The organism is Streptosporangium sp. H16, from assembly GCF_051918855.1.
Taxonomy (GTDB): Bacteria; Actinomycetota; Actinomycetes; order Streptosporangiales; family Streptosporangiaceae; genus Streptosporangium.
In genome coordinates this window covers 143,168-160,197 of record NZ_JBPXMD010000007.1, presented here as the reverse complement: position 1 = coordinate 160,197, position 17,030 = coordinate 143,168, and the positions used below count along the sequence as shown (strand labels likewise).

At 68.7% G+C, this 17,030-nt stretch carries 20 protein-coding genes; 19 read left to right on the top strand and 1 reads right to left on the bottom strand.

What is annotated here, in order from left to right; translation table 11 throughout:
* Nucleotides 1-38 precede the first annotated feature (38 nt).
* The 19 genes from ACTOQ2_RS14200 to ACTOQ2_RS14110 all read left to right on the top strand — a co-directional run bounded on the left by ACTOQ2_RS14200 (nt 39) and on the right by ACTOQ2_RS14110 (nt 16,841).
* Nucleotides 39-1,598, top strand: coding sequence for a phage portal protein (locus tag ACTOQ2_RS14200; RefSeq protein WP_440100033.1), 1,560 nt, complete (start codon nt 39-41; stop codon nt 1,596-1,598).
* Complete coding sequence (locus ACTOQ2_RS14195) at nt 1,598-3,583, top strand: phage minor capsid protein (RefSeq protein ID WP_440100032.1); 1,986 nt, start codon at nt 1,598-1,600, stop codon at nt 3,581-3,583. Before ACTOQ2_RS14200 ends, ACTOQ2_RS14195 begins: the two co-directional genes overlap by 1 nt.
* Nucleotides 3,580-3,744, top strand: coding sequence for an Rmf/CrpP fold protein (locus ACTOQ2_RS14190; protein WP_440063794.1), 165 nt, complete (start codon nt 3,580-3,582; stop codon nt 3,742-3,744). The genes ACTOQ2_RS14195 and ACTOQ2_RS14190 overlap by 4 nt, the downstream gene beginning before the upstream one ends.
* An 80-nt stretch (nt 3,745-3,824) precedes the next feature.
* Nucleotides 3,825-4,643 (top strand): hypothetical protein, encoded by an 819-nt coding sequence (locus ACTOQ2_RS14185; RefSeq protein ID WP_440100031.1) that lies wholly within the window; start codon nt 3,825-3,827, stop codon nt 4,641-4,643.
* 55 nt (nt 4,644-4,698) lie between these two features.
* The gene (locus ACTOQ2_RS14180; RefSeq protein ID WP_440063791.1) at nt 4,699-5,637 is read left to right on the top strand and encodes a P22 phage major capsid protein family protein; all 939 of its coding nucleotides are present in this window, start codon (nt 4,699-4,701) and stop codon (nt 5,635-5,637) included.
* A gap of 79 nt (nt 5,638-5,716) precedes the next feature.
* A complete protein-coding gene (locus ACTOQ2_RS14175) occupies nt 5,717-6,064 on the top strand; it encodes a hypothetical protein (RefSeq protein WP_440100030.1) in 348 nt (115 codons plus the stop codon).
* The gene (locus tag ACTOQ2_RS14170) at nt 6,064-6,393 is read left to right on the top strand and encodes a hypothetical protein (protein WP_440100029.1); all 330 of its coding nucleotides are present in this window, start codon (nt 6,064-6,066) and stop codon (nt 6,391-6,393) included. Before ACTOQ2_RS14175 ends, ACTOQ2_RS14170 begins: the two co-directional genes overlap by 1 nt.
* Complete coding sequence (locus ACTOQ2_RS14165) at nt 6,380-6,727, top strand: hypothetical protein (protein WP_440100028.1); 348 nt, start codon at nt 6,380-6,382, stop codon at nt 6,725-6,727. The genes ACTOQ2_RS14170 and ACTOQ2_RS14165 overlap by 14 nt, the downstream gene beginning before the upstream one ends.
* Before the next feature lie 3 nt (nt 6,728-6,730).
* The gene (locus ACTOQ2_RS14160; protein ID WP_440100027.1) at nt 6,731-7,123 is read left to right on the top strand and encodes a hypothetical protein; all 393 of its coding nucleotides are present in this window, start codon (nt 6,731-6,733) and stop codon (nt 7,121-7,123) included.
* Nucleotides 7,120-7,431, top strand: coding sequence for a hypothetical protein (locus ACTOQ2_RS14155; RefSeq protein WP_440100026.1), 312 nt, complete (start codon nt 7,120-7,122; stop codon nt 7,429-7,431). The genes ACTOQ2_RS14160 and ACTOQ2_RS14155 overlap by 4 nt, the downstream gene beginning before the upstream one ends.
* The gene (locus ACTOQ2_RS14150; RefSeq protein ID WP_440100025.1) at nt 7,431-7,790 is read left to right on the top strand and encodes a hypothetical protein; all 360 of its coding nucleotides are present in this window, start codon (nt 7,431-7,433) and stop codon (nt 7,788-7,790) included. The genes ACTOQ2_RS14155 and ACTOQ2_RS14150 overlap by 1 nt, the downstream gene beginning before the upstream one ends.
* Nucleotides 7,787-8,233: a minor capsid protein gene (locus tag ACTOQ2_RS14145; protein WP_440100024.1), complete on the top strand. Its 447-nt coding sequence runs from the start codon at nt 7,787-7,789 to the stop codon at nt 8,231-8,233. The genes ACTOQ2_RS14150 and ACTOQ2_RS14145 overlap by 4 nt, the downstream gene beginning before the upstream one ends.
* A 71-nt stretch (nt 8,234-8,304) precedes the next feature.
* Nucleotides 8,305-8,772, top strand: a complete 468-nt coding sequence (locus tag ACTOQ2_RS14140; RefSeq protein WP_440100023.1) for a phage tail tube protein — start codon at nt 8,305-8,307, stop codon at nt 8,770-8,772.
* On the top strand, nt 8,772-9,278 hold the full coding sequence (locus ACTOQ2_RS14135; RefSeq protein WP_440100022.1) for a DUF7426 family protein: 507 nt from the start codon (nt 8,772-8,774) through the stop codon (nt 9,276-9,278). The genes ACTOQ2_RS14140 and ACTOQ2_RS14135 overlap by 1 nt, the downstream gene beginning before the upstream one ends.
* A 187-nt stretch (nt 9,279-9,465) precedes the next feature.
* On the top strand, nt 9,466-11,853 hold the full coding sequence (locus tag ACTOQ2_RS14130) for a hypothetical protein (protein WP_440100021.1): 2,388 nt from the start codon (nt 9,466-9,468) through the stop codon (nt 11,851-11,853).
* Nucleotide 11,854: 1 nt separating this feature from the next.
* A complete protein-coding gene (locus ACTOQ2_RS14125) occupies nt 11,855-12,724 on the top strand; it encodes a hypothetical protein (RefSeq protein WP_440100020.1) in 870 nt (289 codons plus the stop codon).
* Nucleotides 12,725-13,581: 857 nt separating this feature from the next.
* Nucleotides 13,582-16,224: a hypothetical protein gene (locus ACTOQ2_RS14120; protein WP_440100019.1), complete on the top strand. Its 2,643-nt coding sequence runs from the start codon at nt 13,582-13,584 to the stop codon at nt 16,222-16,224.
* Between the two features lie 12 nt (nt 16,225-16,236).
* Complete coding sequence (locus ACTOQ2_RS14115) at nt 16,237-16,692, top strand: hypothetical protein (RefSeq protein WP_440100018.1); 456 nt, start codon at nt 16,237-16,239, stop codon at nt 16,690-16,692.
* A gap of 8 nt (nt 16,693-16,700) precedes the next feature.
* Nucleotides 16,701-16,841, top strand: coding sequence for a hypothetical protein (locus ACTOQ2_RS14110; RefSeq protein ID WP_440100017.1), 141 nt, complete (start codon nt 16,701-16,703; stop codon nt 16,839-16,841).
* On the opposite strand, the gene ACTOQ2_RS14105 is transcribed toward ACTOQ2_RS14110, so the two are convergent.
* Nucleotides 16,830-16,979, bottom strand: a complete 150-nt coding sequence (locus ACTOQ2_RS14105) for a hypothetical protein (RefSeq protein WP_440100016.1) — start codon at nt 16,977-16,979, stop codon at nt 16,830-16,832. The genes ACTOQ2_RS14110 and ACTOQ2_RS14105 overlap by 12 nt on opposite strands.
* Nucleotides 16,980-17,030 lie beyond the last annotated feature (51 nt).

Below are 17,030 nucleotides of genomic sequence, written 5' to 3'. Positions count from 1 at the left end.
CGCGATGTCGCCGACCTCCTCGAAAGCGGGGAGGTCTGATGCCGCTTCCAACCGTTGATCAGGAGTGGCCACCGCCCGCCATCCGCCCGGAGATGCGGCTCTACAACCAGTGGGGAGCGTGGTACTCCGGCTCCCCGGACCGGCTCGCCGAGGTGTACGGAGCAGGCGTATCGCCGGGCATCGGCCTGGACTTGAAGGGCTGGGACCGGCCGATGCGCGGCGGCGGCGTGATGGGTCGGGTCGCCCGTTGGTTCCACGGGACTCCGACGCCGGCCGGGCAGAGCAGAAGCACGAAGTTGCACGTCCCCATCGCGGGCGACATCGCCGCCACGAGCGCGGACCTCCTGTTCTCGGAACCTCCGACCCTGAAGGTCCCGGGGAAGAAGGGGCAGGCGCGGCTCGACAAGATCATGCACGAGGCCGGGATCTACGGCGGCCTGCTGGAGGCCGCTGAGCTGGGGTCGGCCTACGGCGGCGTGTATCTGCGGATCGGCTGGGACACCGGCGTCGACCACCCGGTGTTCGACGCGCTGCCCGCCGACGCGGGCGTGCCGGAGTTCAGCTCCGGCCGGCTGTCGGCGGTGACGTTCTGGCGGGTCGTCCGCGACGAGGACCGTCAGGTATGGCGCCACCTGGAACGCCACGAAAAGGGCCGCGTCTACCACGGCCTGTACATGGGCGATGAGGATCACCTCGGCCAGCAGGTGCCGCTGGAGGACCACCCGGCGACGGCTCACTTCGCGCCGCAGGTAGACGCCGAGGGCGGGTTCGATTCCGGCTACGAGCGGGGCCTGCTGGTCCACTACGTGCCCAACATGAGGCCTCACCGCCTGCTGCGGGGGACGTCGCTCGGCCGCTCGGATTACTCGGGCGTTGAGCCGCTGATGGACGCGCTCGACGAGACGTGGACGTCCTGGATGCGGGACCTGCGGCTCGCGAAGGCGCGCATCGTCGTCCCCGAGGTCTACCTGCAGAACACGGGCCGGGGCCGCGGGTCGATGTGGGATCCGGACCGGGAGATCTACTCCGGGCTCGGGATGCTGCCGCCTCCGGGCGGCGGCTCCAACATGATCACGATGTCGCAGTTCGCGATCCGCGTGCAGGAGCACGGCGAGACGGCGAAAACCCTGATCGCGCAGATCCTTCGCGGCTCGGGCTACAGCGTGCAGTCCTTCGGTGAGGGCGGCGACGGCCAGGCCCAGACCGCCACCGAGATCCACATGCAGCGACACCGGTCCTACTCCACGCGCGGCCGGAAGATCGGCTACTGGACGCCCGCGCTGGCCTGGCTGTCGGAAGTCCTGCTGTCCGTCGACCACCACATCTACGGCACGAAGGTCAGCGCCGAGAAGGCCACCGTGTCGTGGCCGGACGGCGTCATGCCTGACCCTGAGTCGCTGGGCCGGACGCTCGACATGCTGGTCCGCGCGCAGTCGGCATCGCTGGACACCCGGATCCGGATGCTCCACCCCGATTGGGATGCCGACCAGGTGAAGACGGAGAAGGAGCTGCTGCGTGACGAGCTCGGGCTGAACGTGCCTGACCCGGCCGAGCTTTCCGAGATGTTCATCCCGTCCGCCTCCGGCGACGACGACTGATGGCCGGGACTCCGGCCGAAGCGGTAGCGCAAGGGCTGGAGCAGGCGCGACTCGTCGCCGCGATGTACGCCGACGCCGAGGAGGCGCTGCTCGCCCGGGTAGCGGCCCGTGTCGCTGACGGTCTCGACGATGACGACACCTCCCTGTGGGAGGCGAAGCGACTCGGTGAGATCGGTCAGCTCCGGAAGGACGCAGAGCGGATCATCAACCGTCTGGAAGCGGCTGCGAAGGCGGCTGCGAAGCGCGCGGTGGTGGAAGCCTGGTCCGCTGGGATGGATTCTGCGGTGGTCGGCGCGGTGCTGGACGTCCACGACGAGAAGATCCGTAAGCGCTTGGAGCGGACGCTCAGGGACGCGCGGAAGGTCGGTTCGAAGGCCCTGGTCAACCCTGGTCAGGGTGTGGCTGAGCTGGCCGCGCAGACGGTGCGGTTGATCACCTCCGTTCGCCTCGGGGCGCTGCGGGCTGTCGATGACGATTACCGGCGGGTGGTCGCGGAGACAGCGGGCCGGACGCTGGTCGGCGCGGAGACGCGGCGGGATGCGGCGCAGCGTGCGCTGAACAGGTTCGCCCAGCAGGGCATCACCGGGTTCCGCACGCAGGAAACCACTGATCGGCCAGCTCGTACGTGGAGCATGCCGCAGTACGTCGAGATGGCGATGCGGACCGCGGTGGCCAGGGCGGCCACCGATGGGCACATGGCGACGCTGCGGGACGCGGGCATGGACCTGGTGATCGTGTCTCGCCTGCCGTACACGTGCAAGCTGTGCGACCCGTGGGAAGGCAAGATCCTGTCCCAGTCGGGTCCGGCCGGGATCCGGCAGGAGCCGTCAGAGATCGACGACAGCCTCGTTGAGGTCGACGTCGCCGGGACGGTGCAGGAGGCCCGCGAGGCGGGGCTCATGCACCCGATGTGCGGTCATTCCCTGAGCGCGTACCTGCCTGGCGTGACCCGGCCTCGGGAGGTCGAGCCCAGAGCCGCGACCTACGGCGACGCGCAGAAGCAGCGCTACCTGGAACGACAGGTCCGCGACTACAAGCGTCGCGTGGCCGTCGCCCTGGACGCCGACGCCCGCCGCAAGGCAGACGAGAAGGTCGCCGAGTACCAGAAGCAGCTGCGCGAGCACACCAAGGCCGCGGGGCTGCGGCGGACTCCGGCTCGGGAGCGGGTCGACGCGCCACCGAAGAACCTGGAGCAGCTGCCGGACGCAGAGGTCAACCGGCTCAAGGAGCGGTTCGCCGGAGACGGTGAGATCACCGCCCGCCTGACGCAGGAAACGCAGCGGCGGGCGGACGAGCGCGAGACCGAACGCAAGGCGGCCGGCCCGGCGACGGCCAAGGACCCGATCAAGGCCCTGTCCCAGCTCGACGACCTGGGCGACCTGACCGACGAGCACCTGACGGTGCTGATGCTGCGCTACCAGGACGATTCGGACGGGATGGAGCGCGTGCTCGCCGAGCTGGACCGCATCGAGGCGGCCACCAGGGAGCGCGAACAGTGGTCGTGGAACTGGAAGGACGAGGAGACGCCGGAGGACCGGCGGATCTCGGACCTGATCGCGACGGGTCGCTACTCCTACATTCAGGCGTACGCCGAGGTGTACGGCCTGGATCCGGCCGAGCTGGAGCGTGAGGAGCGCCGCGCCCTGGTGCAGGCGGAAGGCTGGCCGGGCGAGGACGTCGACCAGACGATTCGCCGCATGTACGCCGAGTGGCTGGATCAGCAGTACGACGCGGCCGAGGCCGCAACGAACGGCGTCTTCCTCAACAAGAAGGGCCGGGCCAACGAGGTCAGCGACAAGTCGCTGTTCTCCGGGCCGGCCGCTCGGGCCCGCGCGTACGCGAGCGAGGAACTCAAGCGCTGGTGGCAGGACAACCCGCGGCTGACGCTCACCGAGTTCCGGGCGCTGTGGCTGAACCGAGATTCCGACAAGAGGGCCGCAGCGCAGATCCGCGCGGGCGGCGCTGGACGGGAGTTCGGCCTATGACCGAGACCGACCGCAGGGCAGCCGTCACGTTCGGCCGTCTCGCCGGTGAGCGCGGCATGCCGGTCACGTCCTGCCCGTATGAGGCGCGGGGCGACGGTCGGCAGCGGGCGCTGCGGCTGCTGTGGCTGCGCGTCTACTACCGCTACCTGCCTGGTAGCTGATCTTCGTCTTCCTCTTCATGGGCCCGCCAGGCGCGGGCCTTTTCCATGTCCGGCGACAGCCCCAGGAGGGCCATCTCGTCATGATCGAAAACACCCTGCCGACGACGCCCGGTGCGCTCCTCGGTCTCAAGAAGAACGGCCAGCCCATCCGCGTGCAGGCCGGTGGAGCTCCGGACGACGAGCCGGGCGAAGGCCAGCCGCAGGAGACCCCTCCGCAGGTCGAGGTCACGCCCGAGGTCACTCCGGAGGCCGACGCCGGCCGCCCCGACCCGAAGAAGGTCGATGATCTTCCTTCGTGGGCGCAGAAGCTCATCAAGGACACGCGGACCGAAGCGGCCGACTTCCGGACTCAGCTCAAGGCCATGCAGAAGGCCGCCAGCGATGCTGCGGCCCAGGCCGGTCCGACGCCGGAGGAAGTCACCGCGCAGGCCCAGGCCGAGTTCGCCCAGAAGATCGGCAAGGCACTCGGGCTGATCACCGAGGAGGAGAAGCCGCTTGACCCGCAGCAGGTCATCGAGAAGCTCACCTCTGAGAAGGATCAGACGGCCAAGGAGCGCGACGCCGAGAAGGAGCGGAACCGCCGCACGCTGATCGAGCTGGCGGTTCACCGAGGCAGCTCGAAGGCGGGCGCCGACCCGGACGCGCTGCTCGACAGCCGCAGCTTCCTCAAGCACATCCGCGAGCTCGACGTGGATGACAAGGAGTTCCACAGCGCGATCGGCGAGGCGATTCAGCTCGCCGTCGAGGAAAACCCCAAGTTCAGGGCGGCCACCCAGGCGGGGCCGCCGGCGCGTTCCGGGGGGGAGTTCACCGGCGGGCCTGGTGGGCGCTCCAACGACCCGGAGCACAAGACCGTCGACGACTTCCGCGCGCAGCGCAAGAAGCGGCCGACCTCTTAATCCACGCCGGTAGCGGTTCCGCTGCCGATCCCTTTCTGCAAGGAGAAAAGGCCCGATGGCTAACAACTTCCTCACCCCCAGCGTGATCGCCCGCGCGGCGCTGGCCACCCTCTACGAGACCTGCGTCATGGCGCAGCTGGTCCACCGTGACTACGACGAAGATTTCGCCGCGAAGATCGGGGACACCGTCAACGTCCGCAAGCCGGCGGTTTTCCAGGCGAAGGAGTTCAACCGCGAGGTTGGCATCGAGATCCAGAACGCGACCGAAACCGGCATTCCGGTCACCCTGAACCACTTCGCCGACGTGAGCTTCGCCGTGACCAGCGAAGACCTCACCCTCCGGATCGAGGATTTCGGCACGCAACTGCTGAACCCTGCGATGGAGGCCATCGCCCAGAAGATCGACAGGGACATCCTGTCCCTGCGTGACGACATCACTCAGGAAGTCGGCGTGACCGGCCAGTTCGCCGGTAACCCGGTCGGCGTCAACGTGTTCGCGCACTCCAACCCGCGTAGCGCGATCGACGCCAGGCGAGTGCTCAACCAGAGGAACGTGCCCAGCGCGGACCGCTACCTCGTCGTCGGCCCGGAGATCGAGGCCCAGTGGCTGGGCGACCCGCTGTTCCACTCGGCGGAGACCCGCGGCGACACCGATGGTCTGCGTGAGGCCAACCTCGGTCGAAGGGTGTTCGGGCACGAGGCGTACCAGACGCAGAACATCTACACCCCGGCGCAGGTCATCGGGAACAGCACCACCGAGGTCGGCGTGTCCTTCCACAGGACTGCTTTTGCTTTGGTCACGCGCCCGCTGGTGCTGCCGCAGGGCGCGGCCAACGCCGCCGTTGCCAGCTACAAGGGCTTCGGGCTGAGGGTCGTCATGGACTACGACATCGACCAGAAGCAGGACGTGGTCTCAGTCGATTGCCTCTACGGCACCAAGACGATCGACGCCAACAGGGCCGTCCTCATCAAGGGCGTCGACAAGACCTCCTGACCCTGGCGCACCTACGCCGAACCTCCCGTGGCCTGCCGAAATGGCGGGCTTTTCGCATTTCCAGGAAGGAAGGTGCGCGATGGCCGTCAAGGCTCGTCTCACCGAGAAGGTTCTCACTCTCAAGGCGCCCGGCGCAGGCGTCCACGTCCTGTGGCGCGCCCCGGTCGCGTGCAGGGTCAAGGCGGTGCGGGCTTACCGCATCGCTGGGACCGGCGCCGTCATCAACGCCGGAAAGAACGGCGTCGACCTGTGCTCGGCCGACCTGTCGGTCACCACGGCATCCACCTGGATGTCCGGGGTCCTGGCCGCCGCGTCCGTGCTGAAGTTCGCCGCTGGCGACACGCTCACCGCTGAAGTGGTGTCGGTCGCGGGCACCCCGACAGACCTGGTCATCCAGGTCGACGTCGAGCAGGACGCCAACACCTGATGAGCGCTGCAGAAGTGACCGGTGACGGCTTCGTCTACCGGAACACCCGCACTGGCCAGACGGTCGAGCGTGCCGAGCGGTCCGTCCGCCTGGACAACCTCGACGTCTGGCTGTGCCTCCAGGCATCCCAGCCCGCGCCGGGCCCGCTGGACGGGCCCGCCGTGGGTTCCGCCGCGGGCCCGGTCCGCCCAGCCGAGCACGAAAACAAGGCCGCATGGGTCGCGTACGCGGTCGCCCTCGGCATGGACGAGTCGGACGCGAAGGCGCTGTCGAAGGCAGCGCTCATCGAGGAGTTCGGCAGCGAGGAGGACCCTGATGGCCAGGATTGACCTGCCCCCTGTCGCGATGCCCCGCGCCGGCCTGAACCTCGGCGCCGCGCTGACTCCGGCGAACACGGACGGACACATGTTCGTCCACTCCGCCCGGCGACAGCTGCGGATCAAGAACACCAACGCCGCGGCCCGTACGGTCACCGTGCAGATCCCGGCCACCGTGGACGGCCAGGACATCGTGGACCGGCCGTACGTCATCCCGGCCCTGACGGGCGACGTGCTGATCCCGCCGTTCCCCGACGTGTACCGGCGCGGCGACGGCAAGGTCTTCGTCGACTACTCCGACGTGGCCGGGCTGTCGGTGGCCCTGTACGAGCTGCCGGTGGCGTAGCCGATGACGTACGCGACTGCTGCCGACTACACGGAATTCACGGGGCAGAACACGCCCCCTGCGGACATCGACCGGCGGCTGTCGCGGGCATCCGAGCGGATCGATGAGCTGCTGACCAGCGCCGTCTACCCGGTCGACGACGCGGGCATGCCGACTCGGCCGGCCGACGCCGACGCCCTCCAGCGAGCCACCTGCGCACAGGCCGCGTGGACGTTGGCGGTGGGCGACGAGTTCGGCGTCGCGTCCGCGTTCAAGACGGTCTCGATCGGTTCGGTGCGCCTGGAGCGCGGCGGGTCGGCCGACAGCGCGCCCGCCCGGTACGCGCCCGACGCGTCGTCGATCCTGCAGCTCGCGGGCCTGCTGCCGGGTTACGTCATCGACGGGAGCCCGTGGTGATGCTCCCCGAGTGGCTGCTGCGGCACACCGCGATCATCGAGCCGTTCGAAGGTGACGGCGCGTACGGCGCGGTGTACGGGCCCGAGGTGACGGAGCGGTGCCTGGTCGACGACGAGCGGCGGCTGGTGCGCGACGCGCAGGGCGCCGAGACCGTGAGCGACACGACGATCTTCTTCCGTCCGGGCACCCGGTGCCCGGAGGGGAGCCGGGTCACGGTCAACGGCCGGGTCACCACGGTCATCACGTCGTTCAACAGGGACTCCGGCGGCCTGCCCACCCCCGATCACGTCGAGGTGGTGTGCCGCTGATGGTTTCTCGCCGAGTCGAATTCAACGAGAAGGTCAGCGCTGAGCAGCTGTCCGCGCAGATCAAGCGGTCAGCGGTGCTCGGGCTCCGGAAGTCGGCCGAGGTGGTCCTGGCGACGGCCCGGCACAACACCCCGCACGAATCGGGCGACCTGGAGCGATCCGGCGCGCCCAGCGTGGACCCGACCAACCTGGTCGCAGCGGTGTCTTTTAACACGCCGTACGCGGTGCGCCAGCACGAGGAAGTGAACTACGACCACCCGAAGAAGGGTGAGGCGAAGTACCTGGAGAACGCGCTCGCCGAGGAAGCCGACAACGTGCGGAAGATCCTCGCGAAGTACCTGGAAGGGGCGTTCCGGTGAGCTGGACCCGTGACCTGCTCACCGGTCTGGCGGAGCTGCTGGCCGCCGCCGCGGTGGGCGACTGGATCCCGAGCGGCATGTACGCCGACACGCAGACGGCCATCACGATCGGCGGTCTGCCTGCGAAGCCCGACGAGGCGGTCACGCTCTCGGTGTACGGCATCGGCCAGGCGGGCGACGACGTCGAGCAGGCCGATTCCAGCGTGCAGGTGCAGGTCCGCATGCGGGCCAAGTCTGACCCGCGCGTGGTGGATGACCTGGCCGATGGCGTGTTCGACGCCCTGCACGGCCTGTCCAACGTGCGGCTTTCAACCGGCGTGCTGGTGCTGCTGGTGCGCCGCACGATCGTCGCTCCGCTGGGGCGCGACAGCTCCGGCCGGTGGGAGCGGGCCGACAGCTACGACCTGATGGTGCATCGGCCCTCGCCGAACCGCGACCTCTGACCTCCCTTCTTCCCGCGTGGGAATCGGAACCGATTCTTGCGCTTCGACATGCGCTCAACAAGGAGACGATCATGGCGCTGCGTTCCCTGCTGGCCAAGGACTGGGTTCTCGAAGTGAACACCGGCCCCGTCGAGACCCCGACGTGGACCCCGGTGAAGGGCCTGACCAGCTTCAGCGAAACCACGGACGACAACACCGAGGACGACGGCGACTTCGAGTCGGACGGCTGGGGCTCCACCGTCGTCACTCAGCGCACGTGGTCCATCGAGGCCGAGGGCCGCCGCAAGCGCTCCGACGCCACGGTGTTCACCCCGGACCCCGGCCAGGAGCGGATTCGCCAGGCGGGCCGCGTGGTCGGTTTCGACGCGAACATCAAGGTCCGCTGGTACCGGAAGGACGGCGCGTCGGACGCCTACGAGGGCGTGGCCACGGTGTCGGAGTTCACCAAGGGCGGCGCGGTCACCGACCTGGAGCCGTTCAACTTCACCCTGCTCGGCCAGGGCCAGCCCGTTGAGATTGAGAACCCGGTGGCCGCGTGATGGCTACCTTCAAGGATCTCGACGAGTTTTTTGACGACTCGCTCCGGCTGCCGGTCGGCGGCCGGACGTACGTCATCCCCGCCCCGGACGCCGAGGTCGGCCTGCTGTGCCAGCGGTTGATGAACGCGGGCATCGCCGCTGAGGCCGGCGAGGCGGTCGACGGCGAGGAGCTGACCAAGCTGGCCGCTGTCGTCCTGGACGACGACCAGGAGCAGGACCTCTACAAGCGGATCCTCGGGCCGGTCTACGACGAGCTGTTCACCGATGGCCTGACCTGGCCGAAGATCCAGCACATCGGCACCACCGCGCTCATCTGGGTCGCGGCGGGCACGGACGCAGCGGTCAAGTTCTGGTCGACCTCGGGGGAAGCGCCCGCCCCGAATCGGGCGACGAGGCGGGCAGCGGCGGCCCGATCGACCCGATCACGGGGCTCCGTGACTACTACGACCCGGACGACGGCCTCTCGGTCGAAGGCGGTCACCAAGTCGCCTGGCACGACCTCCTGAGGCGCTGGCCGCTGGTTGAGGCCGATCTCCACACCGAGTACGGCGTCGACCTCGGCGAGCCCGGCCTGCTTCGGAGCAGGTCGTGGCGGTGGTTGCGAACCCGCCTGTTCGGGCTGCTCCTCGCTGACACTCGCATCGCCCGTGCTCTGACCCCTGACGACGGCAAGCGGGAGCGGGGTGGGAGAGCGTGGCGCTGAACGTTGGCGAGATTTTCGCCACGATCGACGTGAGAGACCGCGCGACGTCCGCCCTGCGGCGGATCTTCGGCTCCTTCAAGGAGCACGCGGGTAAGTTCGCTGGCCAGGCCGCTTCCATCTCCCAGTCCACGAGCGCCATGGGCGCGGGCTTCGTCACGAGCGCGATGCAGGCGTCCGTGATGGCCGGAGGGATGGCGGCCTCCGCGCAGAGCGCGATCGCGTTCACGGCGGCACTGGCGCCCGCCGCAGGCATCGTAGCCGCGCTACCTGCGGCGTTCCTGCTGGCCAGGGCGGCGTTCCTGACGCTCACGGTCGCCCTGGGCGGGGTGAGCGAGGCCTTCAAGGCGGCGCTTGGGGACGACCCGGCGAAGTTCGAGGAGGCCATCGCGGGGCTTTCGCCGGCCGCGCAGGCCGCCGCGCGGGACGTCCACGCGCTGAAGCCCGCCGTCGACGGGCTGAAGTCCTCGGTTCAGGACGCCTTTTTTGCCCCGCTGACGGGGCAGATCACCGCGACCGCAGCCGCCCTGATGGGCCCGCTGCAGTCGGGCATGTCGGGCGCGGCCGGGCAGTTCGGTCGCCTCGGCGGCGAGGTCCTGAAGTTCGGGCAGAGCTCGGCGGCCGTCAACCTGGTCACCGGCGTCTTCCGGACGCTGACCGACACCGTCGGCGGGCTGGAGTCCGGGACGCTGCAGCGGCTGATGCAGGCCGTTGCGCGCTTCGTCTCCTCGACGCTTCCGGCCTTCTCGGGGCTGGGCGACGGCGTCAACTCGCTGACCCAGCGGTTCACCGCCTGGCTGAACGCGGCGACGGAAGCCGGGAAGCCGCTGGTCTGGGTTCAGAACGCCCTGGCGGTCTTCCGTCAGCTAGGTTCGCTCCTGGGCGACGTCGGCGGAATCGCCAGGTCGGTCTTCGACGCGATGGAGACGTCCGGAGGCGGGGCGCTCGGCGTTGTCGGGCAGCTCGCCAGCGAGGTCAACGCCTTCCTGAAGACCGCTGAAGGCCAGGACACGCTCGTTTCGATCTTCACGAGTCTTCAGCAGGTCGGCGGCGCGCTGTTCCCGATCTTCACGGCGCTCGCTGCTTCGCTCGCCCTGGTGGCGCCGCACGCCGCGAACATCGCGACCGCGCTCGGCCCTGGCATCGCCTCGGCGGTGTCCGCGCTCGGGCCGGCGCTGGCCGCGACGGGACCGAGCCTGACCGCGTTCGCGGCGGCCCTGTCCCTGGCGCTCGCCGATCCGGCCGTTCAGGAAGGGCTGCTTGCGCTCGGCTTGGGCTTCGGCAACACGCTCACCGCGATTACACCGCTGGTGCCCGTCGTCCTGCAGCTCGTTGCGGCGCTGGCTCAGATGGCGCCGGTTCTGCTGCCGCTGGCCGCGCTCGTCGTGACCGGCATGAAGATCAGCGGGATCGTCACCGCGATCATCAGCGCCGCCGGAGCGTTCGGACTGCTGGCCCCGGCGGCGACGACCGCCGCCACCGCGACGACGGCGGCCAGCGGCGGCATGGTGGCTTCTACGCTCACCGCCGCCGGCTCCATGGTCGCGTCGGCGGGTCGGGTCGTCGGGGGCTGGCTGCTGATGGGCGCTCAGGCCATGGCGCAGGCCGCGCGGATGGCCGCGGCTTGGCTGATCGCGATGGGCCCGGTGGGCTGGGCCATCGCCGCGGTGGTCGCCGTGGTCGCGGCGATCGTCCTGAACTGGGACAAGATCAAAGCTGCGACTGCCGCCGCGTGGACATGGGTCGGAACCAAGATCAACGAAGCGGTCACCAAGATCAAGAGCGTCCTGGCCTGGTTCGGGGAGCTGGGAGCCAGCTTCGACCGGTGGGTTGGAGCCGCCAAGGAGGCGGCGGTCCGCAAGTTCACCGAAATGGTCGTTTGGGTCGTAACCCTCCCATCTCGGATCAAAGCGGCTCTTGGCAACCTTGGCACGCTGCTGACCACTGCGGGCCGTGATCTGCTGACAGGTCTGTGGCAGGGCGTGCAGGCGGCCGGTGCGTGGCTGAAGCAGCAACTCCTGGGCTTCTTCCGCAACATCATGCCTGACTGGGTGCGCGAAGCCCTGGGCATCGCGTCGCCGTCGAAGGTCTTCGCGGCGATCGGCCGGATGCTGCCCGCTGGTATGGCGGTCGGCATTCAGCAGGCGTCTGGCCTGGTCATGTCGTCGCTGGAGAAGCTGACCACGATGGTCAGCAAGACGACCATGCCCGACATGGTGGTGCCCGGCGTCAACGTCCCGGACGGCCTCGCGGGCGGCGCGGGCGGTCAGGCGTCGGCGCGGACGGTCATCCACATGACGAACTACTACCCGCAGGCTGAACCGACCAGCGTGTCGGTCAACCGCGGGCTCCAGTACACCGGCGCCCTGGGAGTGATCTGACGTGCCGACCTACACGCTCGACGGGGTAGCTCTCGACCACCCGAAGGGCTGTTGGAAGCTGAAGAAGGGCACCCAGCGCAGGCCCCTGCCCGGCATCCGGTCCGTCCACGTGACGATGCCGGGCCGGGCGGGGGAACTCCCGCTCGTCGGCCTGGACCACGACGCAACCACGCTCGGCCTGACGTTCGGACTGACCGGCGCGACTCCGGCCGGCGCCGATGGTGGACACGAGCAGCTGGAACGCAACCTCGAAGCACTGTCGGCCTTGGTCGGTGTGCGGCACAGGCTGATGTCGCTGAAGTACCAGGCCGGGGGCATTATCCGCGTCGCCGACGTGGCGTTCGATTCGGCGTCGGATCCCGACGTCAACGTGGGCGCGGCCCGCGCCCGCCTGAGCGTCATCATGCGGGTTCCGGGCGTGTACTGGCGGGACGAGATCGAGAGCACGTGGGAAGGGTCGCCGAACGCCGCGTCTCAGGTTGTGACGCCCGTGGCCGAGTCCACGGGGCCGATCACCGACGCGGTGATCCGGTGGACCGGGCCGGCGGTCAACCCGCGCCTTACCGACGTCGCGACCGGCGGCAGCATCACCCGCCCGGGTGGTCTGCTGGCCGGGCAGCGGCTGCTGGTCGACTGCGCGGCCATGCGCGCCGCCGTGGTGTCGACGGACACATGGGACCTGGCGGCCGGTACGGACGTGACCGGTGAGATCGACGCGACCGGCCCCGGCTCCGCGTTCAGGTGGCTGCACCTGACCCCGGCTGTCGCGGTCGGTGACCCGCACTCGCGTGTCCTGCTCGTCACCAGCTCGGTGACCTCAACGACTGGGGCGTCCGCGCTGGAGATCCGGGCCCGCTCCGCTTACCTCTAAAGCAAAGTCCCAGGTCAGAAGGGGTTTCTTTCCGCGCCCTTCAGTTCATAGTTGACAGGGATCTCTGTGATATCGAGCTGGAGATCTCGCTATAAGTCAACATTAAGGGGCAGTCAGATGTAACCTTCGACCAACCTTATCTAAAGCTCTGGGGTACGATATAAGGTTATGTGGTCGTCCGCGCGTTAATACAATCCGATTTAAAGCTAGCTATTAGCTTCGGTATAGTTAAAAGCTCGGACTGTCGAATATTATAAAGACGGACACACAGCTTGGGAACTTGCTACGCTGAGGCCAGCGGAAACACGACGAAGCCCCGACCAGGGCGTGCAAACCAAGATCGGGGCTTCGCTTCTCGCTGGGGCTCGGCTAGCTGGCTGCTAGCCGGGCCCTACCGCAGGAGCGCCTCCAGCAGGATCAGTAGGAACTGCAGTAGTAGCAGCCTCTCCTGGCCATCGGAGTCTCCTGGTTGATGATCACGCACGGGTAAGACCCGCCTCCTCTCGCTGAACCGGTTCCAAGGGGTGCCCGGTCATGCTCAGTCACCCCCGGGGGATGACCGCGCTCAGCGGGAAACTGCGTGACAACCAACTGGGCAGAAGAATACCCAATCAACGGCCACGTACGAGACGTTATTGATGATCCCGAAAAAAAACATTCGTTCCTGAAACGGACGGCGTCTGCTGAAAATGTGGAGTGATTCATCAATCGCTCCACATGGTTCCATTCCGGGGCATGCCGAGAGGGGGCGACTGTTGCCCTATGACCTGCGGCTTGTCGCCTATGCTCCCAACGGTCCTCGGCAAGGAGTGCTCCCGCATCCGCTGACCGTCGAAGCCGGGTGGCCGCTAGACGACGTGCCGAGCCTGAAGATTTCCTACAGCTCCCACGCGGTCGGCGCGGCCATGCTCGCCCAGCCGTGCGAGGTTGCGGTGGAGTGGTCGCAGGACGGCGCGACCTGGACCGAAGACACCGACAGCCGGTTCATCAGGATCAAGCGCCGCGGCGATGAAGTCGACCGGACGGGCCTGGTCCGCTTCGAACTGCCGGGCTACTCCTGGCAGCTCCGCAAGATCGTGCTTTACCCCGGTGTGGCTGCGCTGGTCGACGGCAAGCGGCCCTTCCTCTCGGCCACGCCGGGCGCGATCCTGCAGACGGCTCTCGCGGAGGCGCAGGCGCGCGGCGCGGTGCCGGGCCTCGACTGGGATTTCACCTCGACGCACGACAGTGCGGGGGAGCCCTGGGACAAGGTCCTCACGATTTACTACCAGCCGGGCGCCGACGCGCTGACGCTCCTGCTGAACCTCTCTGAACAGGGCGTATGCGACTGGCGGATGCTCGGCCGCGTCCTGCAGCTCTACAACGCCGACACCGAGCTGGACCGCGATCTCGCGACCGGCCCGGGGCCGGTAGAACTCCGGTTCGGGCGCGATGTGGTCGAAGCCCCCGATGACGGCACGCTGGAGGATGCCGCCTCCTCCGTGCTCGTCGTCGGCGACAACGGATTCGTACATACCTTCGAAAATCCGACCGCTGTGCAGCCGTGGGGGCCGTGGGAGCAGTACGCCGGACACGGCGGAGTCTCCGACATGGGCACCGCGATGCTCCTCGCCCAGGCCGCCCTGGAGCGGGCCGCCGCCGAACGAGTGCAGCGCACCCGAGGCATCACCGTGTACGGAGCGCGGTGGCTACCCTGGCGCGACTACCGGCCGGGCGACCGCGTCCGCGCGCCCGGCGAAGGCGGCGCGCTGGAAAGCCTCCGCGTCCGCCAGGTCGCGCTGTCCCGCAACGCTGACGGCGTGGTCGGCGGCTCACTGATCCTCAACGACCGGTTCCTCGAACGTGATATCCGACTCGCTCGCCGCGCCGCGGGCATCGTCGGCGGCTCCACAGCGGATGGCGGCTCCGGAGCGCGTCCCGCCCCAGACAGCCCGCGGCCTCGCACTCCGGCCGCGCCCTCAGGCCTCATCGTTGACCCGCTCGCCTACCTCGACGCGGCCGGCGTGGCCCAGGGACAGATCACCGCCACCTGGGGCGCGGTCATCGTCGACGTGAGCGGCGTCGCCCTGAACGTCGGCGGCTACCAGCTGTTCATGCGGGTCAACGTGACGGGCGAGCCGTGGTTCCTCGTCGCAACGACGGAGGCCGACGACAACTCGGTCACGTACTCACCGCTGCTCGTCGGCACCGAGTACGCGTTCAAGGTCCGGGCGGTCAACCTCGGCGTCGTCGGCGCGTTCTCGGCGCAGGTCGCGGTGACGATTCCCGATGACACCGACCCGCCGCCCGTGCCGACCGCTCCGCAGCTCACGACGAGGCTCGGCGTCGTCCATGTCGCGTGGAACGGGCTGGGCGTCGGCGCGGCGCCGATGCCGCCGGACTTCCTGCGGGTGCGGGTGTGGATGCAGAACCCGCTCGCGCCCGGATGGGCCGACATCGGATACCTCGACGCGGCCGGCTCGATCCTCGTGCCGGGCCTGCCGTACGGCGCGGACCGGCAGTTCCGGTTCTCCTCCGTAGACCGCTCGGGCAACGAGTCCGCAGCGTCGACCTCGACGACGATCGCGACGGTGCCGCTCGTCCAGGGCGACGCCGCCAACGAGTCGATCACCACGGGCGCCCTGGTGGCCAACGCCGTCACCACGGACAAGCTCGCGGCCGGCGCGGTCGAGGCGGGGAACATCAAGGCGAACGCCGTCACAGCCGACAAGCTCGCGGCCGTGCTCACCTTGTCGACGCGGCTGGTGGCCGGTGACCCAAGCGCGGCGCGTGTCGAGCTCAACGGCTCGGGCCTGGCCGCGTACAACGTGGGCGGCGTACAGACGGCCAGCATCTCGGCGGTCACCGGCGCGGTGTCGATCGTTGGTCAGTTCGCCTCCGGGGTGACGGGCGCCCGGGTGGTGGTCAACCCCGCGGGGGCGACCTCGCCTGAGATCCGGTTCATTCCCGGCTCCGGCGTGAACGCTTCACGGATCTACAGCGACGGGTCGCTGTATACGGGCGAGGCGACGCTGATCATGGAGTCGGGCACGAACCAGCCGAACACCGCGATGTGCCGCCTGATCCACGCGGCCGGTTTCTGGCGGGTCGCGATTCACGACCCGGTGACGCAGAACCAGCGCGGCGGCTACGTGATCGCGGATGAGACTCAGGCGCATGTCGGCTGGCTTCACCCGACCCTCGGCACGCAGAACTTCCTGTTCTCCCAGTCGGGGACGCTGCATCGCGGCACGTGGCAGATCGGTGGCGTGAGCGCCGGACTGATCATGCTCGACGTGACGATCACGGGAAACGGCACCTACCACGTGGTCAATTACGGCTTCACGCTGCTGACCACCCCGAGCTGTGTGTGGTCGGCGCAGCGCGGCAGCGGCGCGTCAGGAAGCTCCGCGCCGACCGACATGTACGTCTACACGCGTTCGCAGAGCGCCATCACGTTCCGGAGCCCCAGCGCTCCCGCCTCCACCGTCACGTTCTCGGTGTGGGCCTGGCGTACCTGAAAGGAGCTGCTCGTGCCGGACCAGTGGAAGGTCACAGGGGTGATCGAGACGGCCGATAACAGCGGTCGCATCCCAGCGTGGGAGGTCACGCTCACCCGCCTCTCGGATGACGTGTCTCTGGTGATGTTCCTGCCGCAGGTCGCCATCGAGAACGCCGCGGTGACGTACGGGCTGCAGTCCACCGACGAGGCGATCAGCGTGATTCTCCACCAGACGGTGCTGCCGCTGTACGAGCCGGAAGCGGTCGAGGCGAATCCGTGGCAGGTCAGCGCCGAGCAGGCCCGCGCCCAGGTGGTCGAGCGGATCGAGCACTGCCAGCGCGAGCACGCGACCGTCGAGATGGCGGCGCCGGCCCGCCGCGCGGCGGGCCGCAGCGCGCCGGACGTGCTGACTCCGCTGCGCGAGCACGTGCGAGTCGATCCGATGCGGTGCGCGGCGCTGCGCCTCGAAGCGATGACGGGGTCTTGATGCAGGACATGGCTGTGGACCCTTACCGGGTCATCGCGGCGCTACGGCGCCGCGTCGACGAGCTGGCCTACGAAAACGCCGTCCTGTCGGCGGCCTTCGACCAGCAGCAGGAGCGCCTGAACCAGGCGGAGGGCAGGTCAGCGGGCTGAATCGGGGAAAACGAGGTGCCGCACGAGGTCCCCGACCGTGCTGCTGTCCTCCGCCCAGATCGTGCCCGGCTCGATGTAGCCGACCTCGACAGCTCCCGCTTCCGCAAGCAGGGCGGGCTGGCTTTCGTCGCTGTTCATGCCCCTCATGACACCACAGAACCGAGGGGAAGCAGTGCAGATAATTACGCC

What these genes read in the sequence shown, in the direction of transcription:
- ACTOQ2_RS14135 (WP_440100022.1), top strand. Translation starts at nt 8,772, where the DNA reads ATGGCTACCTTCAAGGATCTCGACGAGTTTTTTGACGACTCGCTCCGG.
- ACTOQ2_RS14150 (WP_440100025.1), top strand. Translation starts at nt 7,431, where the DNA reads ATGGTTTCTCGCCGAGTCGAATTCAACGAGAAGGTCAGCGCTGAGCAG.
- ACTOQ2_RS14170 (WP_440100029.1), top strand. Translation starts at nt 6,064, where the DNA reads ATGAGCGCTGCAGAAGTGACCGGTGACGGCTTCGTCTACCGGAACACC.
- ACTOQ2_RS14180 (WP_440063791.1), top strand. Translation starts at nt 4,699, where the DNA reads ATGGCTAACAACTTCCTCACCCCCAGCGTGATCGCCCGCGCGGCGCTG.
- ACTOQ2_RS14195 (WP_440100032.1), top strand. Translation starts at nt 1,598, where the DNA reads ATGGCCGGGACTCCGGCCGAAGCGGTAGCGCAAGGGCTGGAGCAGGCG.
- ACTOQ2_RS14160 (WP_440100027.1), top strand. Translation starts at nt 6,731, where the DNA reads ATGACGTACGCGACTGCTGCCGACTACACGGAATTCACGGGGCAGAAC.
- ACTOQ2_RS14200 (WP_440100033.1), top strand. Translation starts at nt 39, where the DNA reads ATGCCGCTTCCAACCGTTGATCAGGAGTGGCCACCGCCCGCCATCCGC.
- ACTOQ2_RS14165 (WP_440100028.1), top strand. Translation starts at nt 6,380, where the DNA reads ATGGCCAGGATTGACCTGCCCCCTGTCGCGATGCCCCGCGCCGGCCTG.
- ACTOQ2_RS14185 (WP_440100031.1), top strand. Translation starts at nt 3,825, where the DNA reads ATGATCGAAAACACCCTGCCGACGACGCCCGGTGCGCTCCTCGGTCTC.
- ACTOQ2_RS14110 (WP_440100017.1), top strand. Translation starts at nt 16,701, where the DNA reads ATGGCTGTGGACCCTTACCGGGTCATCGCGGCGCTACGGCGCCGCGTC.
- ACTOQ2_RS14140 (WP_440100023.1), top strand. Translation starts at nt 8,305, where the DNA reads ATGGCGCTGCGTTCCCTGCTGGCCAAGGACTGGGTTCTCGAAGTGAAC.
- ACTOQ2_RS14175 (WP_440100030.1), top strand. Translation starts at nt 5,717, where the DNA reads ATGGCCGTCAAGGCTCGTCTCACCGAGAAGGTTCTCACTCTCAAGGCG.
- ACTOQ2_RS14190 (WP_440063794.1), top strand. Translation starts at nt 3,580, where the DNA reads ATGACCGAGACCGACCGCAGGGCAGCCGTCACGTTCGGCCGTCTCGCC.
- ACTOQ2_RS14105 (WP_440100016.1), bottom strand. Translation starts at nt 16,979, where the DNA reads ATGAACAGCGACGAAAGCCAGCCCGCCCTGCTTGCGGAAGCGGGAGCT.